Source organism: Apibacter muscae, assembly GCF_007845595.1.
Taxonomy (GTDB): Bacteria; Bacteroidota; Bacteroidia; order Flavobacteriales; family Weeksellaceae; genus Apibacter; species Apibacter muscae.
Window position 1 is genome coordinate 1 of sequence record NZ_SELI01000001.1, and the last position, 5,834, is coordinate 5,834.

The following is a 5,834-nucleotide window of genomic DNA, read 5'->3' on the forward strand; positions in this document are numbered from 1 at the left end:
TAAAAAGAAATCAGAGAAAGAGAGAAAAAAGCTAAAAGAAAAAAAACAGGCCAATAACAATTAAGAAAAAACAAACAATAAAAAAAGGCACCCAAAAAAAGTATATCCCCCAAAAAAGATCAAGCCATAAAAACGAAAAAAGGAAATCCCCAAAAGCCCAAGCCCCCCACGGGAACCACCATCGCCCAGAAAGAATCAAAAAAGTTCAAAAAACATTAAAAAATAAACAACTGAAAATCAACAATATAACAAAAAAATTAAAAAAAACAGCAATAAAAAAGTAAAAACCCCTTGCAAGAGAAAAAAAACGTTGTATATTTGCACTCGCAACTCAGGAAAACAACGCAAGACGTTAAATAAGAGAAGCAAAAAAAAGAACAAGATCGTTGACATAACAAAATAGACAAAAATTAGCAGAAACCTGGAAGAACAGTCAATTTTTTTTTGAGAACAGGTACTTGACATTATAAGAAATTACAATGGAGAGTTTGATCCTGGCTCAGGATGAACGCTAGCGGGAGGCTTAACACATGCAAGCCGAGGGGTATTAGTGAGCTTGCTTACTAAGAGACCGGCGCACGGGTGCGTAACGCGTATGTAACTTGCCTCTATCACGGGGATAGCCCGGGGAAACTCGGATTAATACCGGATAACATAAACATCGGCATCGAAGTTTATTAAAAGATTTATCAGATAGAGATAGGCATGCGTAGGATTAGTTAGTTGGTAAGGTAACGGCTTACCAAGGCAATGATCCTTAGGGGGCCTGAGAGGGTGATCCCCCACACTGGAACTGAGACACGGACCAGACTCCTACGGGAGGCAGCAGTGAGGAATATTGGACAATGGGTGAGAGCCTGATCCAGCCATCCCGCGTGAAGGATGACAGCCCTATGGGTTTTAAACTTCTTTTGTATGAGAATAAACCTACTCTCGTGAGAGTAGCTGAAGGTATCATACGAATAAGCATCGGCTAACTCCGTGCCAGCAGCCGCGGTAATACGGAGGATGCGAGCGTTATCCGGATTTATTGGGTTTAAAGGGTCCGTAGGCGGATTAGTAAGTCAGCGGTGAAATCCTACAGCTCAACTGTAGAACTGCCGTTGATACTGTTAATCTTGAATAGTATTGAAGTAGCCGGAATGTGTAGTGTAGCGGTGAAATGCATAGATATTACACAGAACACCAATTGCGAAGGCAGGTTACTAAATACCGATTGACGCTGATGGACGAAAGCGTGGGGAGCGAACAGGATTAGATACCCTGGTAGTCCACGCCGTAAACGATGGATACTCGTTGTTGGGAATTAATTCTCAGTGACTAAGCGAAAGTAATAAGTATCCCACCTGGGGAGTACGACCGCAAGGTTGAAACTCAAAGGAATTGACGGGGGCCCGCACAAGCGGTGGAGCATGTGGTTTAATTCGATGATACGCGAGGAACCTTACCAGGGCTTAAATGGGAATTGCTTTATTTAGAAACAAATATTTCTTCGGACAATTTTCAAGGTGCTGCATGGTTGTCGTCAGCTCGTGCCGTGAGGTGTCAGGTTAAGTCCTATAACGAGCGCAACCCCTATCATTAGTTGCCATCGAGTCAAGTCGGGAACTCTAATGAGACTGCCGGTGCAAACCGAGAGGAAGGTGGGGATGACGTCAAATCATCACGGCCCTTACGTCCTGGGCTACACACGTGCTACAATGGCCGGTACAGAGGGCAGCTACACAGCGATGTGATGCGAATCTCTAAAGCCGGTCTCAGTTCGGATTGGAGTCTGCAACTCGACTCTATGAAGCTGGAATCGCTAGTAATCGCATATCAGCCATGATGCGGTGAATACGTTCCCGGGCCTTGTACACACCGCCCGTCAAGCCATGGAAGCTGGGGGTGCCTGAAGTTGGTGACCGTAACAGGAGCTACCTAGGGTAAAACTAGTGACTGGGGCTAAGTCGTAACAAGGTAGCCGTACCGGAAGGTGCGGCTGGAATATCTCTTTTTTAGAGTACACAAGTCAAAACCAAAGAGCTTAAAAAAAAAGTTCTTTCAGGGCTATTTCTGTTAAAAAAAAGTCTATAAATAAAATATAACACCCCTTAGAAAAGCCATTTGGTGGGAATCAAAGGTAAGATAAAGGATCAAAAGAGTAAAAAAAAGAGATCCCAATTAGGGCGTAAGACCTAATACAGTCTCATAGCTCAGCCGGTTAGAGCGCTACACTGATAATGTAGAGGTCGGCAGTTCGAGTCTGCCTGAGACTACTAAAGGTTAGAAAGGGGAATTAGCTCAGTTGGCTAGAGCGCCTGCCTTGCACGCAGGAGGTCAAGGGTTCGACTCCCTTATTCTCCACAACAGCTTATCGTAAGAAATTATATATTAATAAAAATATATAAAAGCTTAAAATAAGTATAGTTATATTTTTAAGATCATTGACATTATTGGAATTTTATATAGAAAAAAATAAACCGAGCGATCAATTTAATAAAATTGGTCACTAAAGGAAAGAAATCGTTAAGAGCGTATGGCGGATGCCTAGGCTTCAAGAGGCGAAGAAAGACGTGGTAAGCTGCGAAAAGCTGCGGGGATCGGCACACACGACATGATCCGCAGATCTCTGAATGGGGCAACCCACTATGCAAGAGTATAGTATTCCCGTAAGGGAAGGCGAACCTTCCGAACTGAAACATCTAAGTAAGAAGAGGAAAAGAAATCAAAAGAGATTCCGAGAGTAGTGGCGAGCGAAATTGGAATAGCCCAAAAGTTTATATAATTATAGTAGAATCCTTTGGAAAGAGGAACCAAAGCAGGTGATAGTCCCTTATACGAAATAATTACATAGATGAAAATGAGTAGGGCGGGACACGTGAAATCCTGTCTGAATATGGGGGGACCATCCTCCAAGGCTAAATACTCCTTGAAGACCGATAGCGAACAAGTACCGTGAGGGAAAGGTGAAAAGTATTTCGAAAAGAAAGATGAAAAAGATCCTGAAACCATACGCTTACAAGCGGTCGGAGCACATTTATTGTGTGACGGCGTGCCTTTTGCATAATGAGCCTACGAGTTAATTTCACTAGCGAGGTTAAGTAGTTCAGCTACGCAGCCGTAGCGAAAGCGAGTCTGAATAGGGCGATATAGTTAGTGGGATTAGACGCGAAACCTTGTGATCTATCCATGGGCAGGTTGAAGCTTTGGTAACACAAAGTGGAGGACCGAACCGGTTGACGTTGAAAAGTCTTCGGATGACCTGTGGTTAGGGGTGAAAGGCTAATCAAACTGGGAGATAGCTCGTACTCCCCGAAATGCATTTAGGTGCAGCGTTAAGAATGAGTATAATAGAGGTAGAGCTACTGATTGGATGCGGGGGTTTCACCGCCTACCAAATCCTGACAAACTCCGAATGCTATTATATGCTTCTTAGCAGTGAGGGCATGGGTGCTAAGGTCCATGTCCGAGAGGGAAACAACCCAGAGCAACAGCTAAGGTCCCGAAATGTATACTAAGTTGAAAAAACGAGGTCAAACTGCCCAGACAGCTAGGATGTTGGCTTGGAAGCAGCCATTCATTTAAAGAGTGCGTAACAGCTCACTAGTCGAGCGGTTTGGCATGGATAATACTCGGGCATAAGTATACTACCGAAGCTATGCGAAGTAATTAAATTATTTCGGTAGGGGAGCATTCTATTGGCGCAGAAGCAGTAAGGTGACTTATTGTGGAGCAGATAGAAAAGAAAATGTAGGCATAAGTAACGATAATGAAGGTGAGAAACCTTCACGCCGTAAATCCAAGGTTTCCTCAGCTATGCTAATCAGCTGAGGGTTAGTCGGGACCTAAGGTTAATCCGAAAGGAGATATCGATGGGAAATCAGTTAATATTCTGATACCGCCTGTAAATTCGATGGAGTGACAAAGTAATGACACTGCCGCGTACTGACGGAATAGTACGTTAAAGCCCGTAGGTAAATCTTTGATAGTAAAATGCGTCAGAGATGCCGAAGGTGATAGTACCAGGAAGCTTCGGTGGAATGGATAGTGCAGGTAAGAACTTTCAAGAAAAACTTCTAAGTTATGTTTACAGGGCCCGTACCAAAACCGACACAGGTGGATGAGGAGAGTATCCTAAGGCGCTCGAGTGAATCATGGTTAAGGAACTAGGCAAAATAGACCTGTAACTTCGGGAGAAAGGTCGCTCTCTGTAACAAGAGAGCCGCAGTGAAAAGGCCCAGGCGACTGTTTATCAAAAACACAGGACTCTGCAAAATCGAAAGATGAAGTATAGGGTCTGACACCTGCCCGGTGCTGGAAGGTTAAGGAAGGAGGTTAGCAGCAATGCGAAGCCTTTGACTGAAGCCCCAGTAAACGGCGGCCGTAACTATAACGGTCCTAAGGTAGCGAAATTCCTTGTCGGGTAAGTTCCGACCTGCACGAATGGTGTAACGATCTGGGCACTGTCTCAACCATGAGCTCGGTGAAATTGTAGTATCGGTGAAGATGCCGATTACCCGCAATGGGACGAAAAGACCCTGTGAACCTTTACTATAGCTTCGTATTGACTTCGGGTAAATGATGTGTAGGATAGGTGGGAAACTATGAAGCGGCTTCGCTAGGAGTCGTGGAGTTGACGTTGAAATACCACCCTTTATTTATCTGGAGCCTAACTTCTGAAAGAAGGACATTGCGTGGTGGGTAGTTTGACTGGGGTGGTCGCCTCCAAAAGAGTAACGGAGGCTTTCAAAGGTACCCTCAGCACGCTTGGTAACCGTGCGTAGAGTGTAATGGCATAAGGGTGCTTGACTGTGAGACCAACAAGTCGATCAGGTGCGAAAGCAGGACATAGTGATCCGGTGGTTCCGCATGGAAGGGCCATCGCTCATAGGATAAAAGGTACTCCGGGGATAACAGGCTAGTCTCCCCCAAGAGCTCACATCGACGGGGAGGTTCGGCACCTCGATGTCGGCTCGTCACATCCTGGGGCTGGAGAAGGTCCCAAGGGTTGGGCTGTTCGCCCATTAAAGTGGCACGCGAGCTGGGTTCAGAACGTCGTGAGACAGTTCGGTCTCTATCTATTGCGGGCGTTAGAATTTTGCGTGGACTTGACTCTAGTACGAGAGGACCGAGTTGAACAAACCTCTGGTGTATCAGTTGAGTCGCCAGGCTCACCGCTGAGTAGCTAAGTTTGGAAGAGATAAGCACTGAAAGCATATAAGTGCGAAACTCGCCACAAGATAAGAGTTCTTTTAAGGGTCGTGGGAGATTACCACGTTGATAGGCTATAAGTGTAAAGACAGTGATGTCATAGCTGAGTAGTACTAATTACCCGTAGATTTCGTCCAAATAAAAAAACAAACAAATCCAATTTAAATTGATCGCAGAAGTTTTTTTTAAATTCTATATAAAATTCCATTAAGATATTTAGGGTGGTTATAGCAGTAGGGCTCACCTGTTCCCATACCGAACACAGAAGTTAAGCCTACTTGCGCTGATGGTACTGCTAACGCGGGAGAGTAGGTAGCCGCCAGTTTTTTAAAAAGCCTCGTATAGAAATATACGAGGCTTTCTTTGTTTATATATTAAGGTATTAAATTTTAAGATTATTGCAAAAAAAAGAAAGCTAATACAATTAGTCGTATAGCTTTCTTTACTTGCTCAATTAAAAATAGAGTAAAGACAATAAAGTCTTTTACATGTTAATTTATTATGAAAAAAATTTACTTACCTACTATATATTAAATACCATGCCAAAGTTTAATTATTAGCACCTTATATATAATAATTAACTCTTATTTTCGTTATTTATTATTCATTAACGTCTCATAAATCAAATAGGCAGTTCGTTT

The 5,834-nt window shown here is 43.6% G+C and carries 2 tRNA genes and 3 rRNA genes; all 5 read left to right on the forward strand.

Going from position 1 to position 5,834, the window contains the following annotated elements:
* Nucleotides 1-476: 476 nt before the first annotated feature.
* Nucleotides 477-1,997 (forward strand): 16S ribosomal RNA (locus ETU10_RS00005).
* A 187-nt stretch (nt 1,998-2,184) separates the two neighbouring features.
* Nucleotides 2,185-2,258 (forward strand) — tRNA-Ile (locus tag ETU10_RS00010).
* A 14-nt stretch (nt 2,259-2,272) separates the two neighbouring features.
* A tRNA-Ala gene (locus ETU10_RS00015) sits at nt 2,273-2,346 on the forward strand.
* Between the two features lie 152 nt (nt 2,347-2,498).
* Nucleotides 2,499-5,330, forward strand: a 23S ribosomal RNA gene (locus tag ETU10_RS00020).
* Between the two features lie 80 nt (nt 5,331-5,410).
* Nucleotides 5,411-5,518 (forward strand): 5S ribosomal RNA (gene rrf, locus ETU10_RS00025).
* The 16S, 23S and 5S rRNA genes sit together here with 2 tRNA genes alongside, the layout of an rRNA operon.
* The last annotated feature ends 316 nt before the right edge of the window (nt 5,519-5,834 follow it).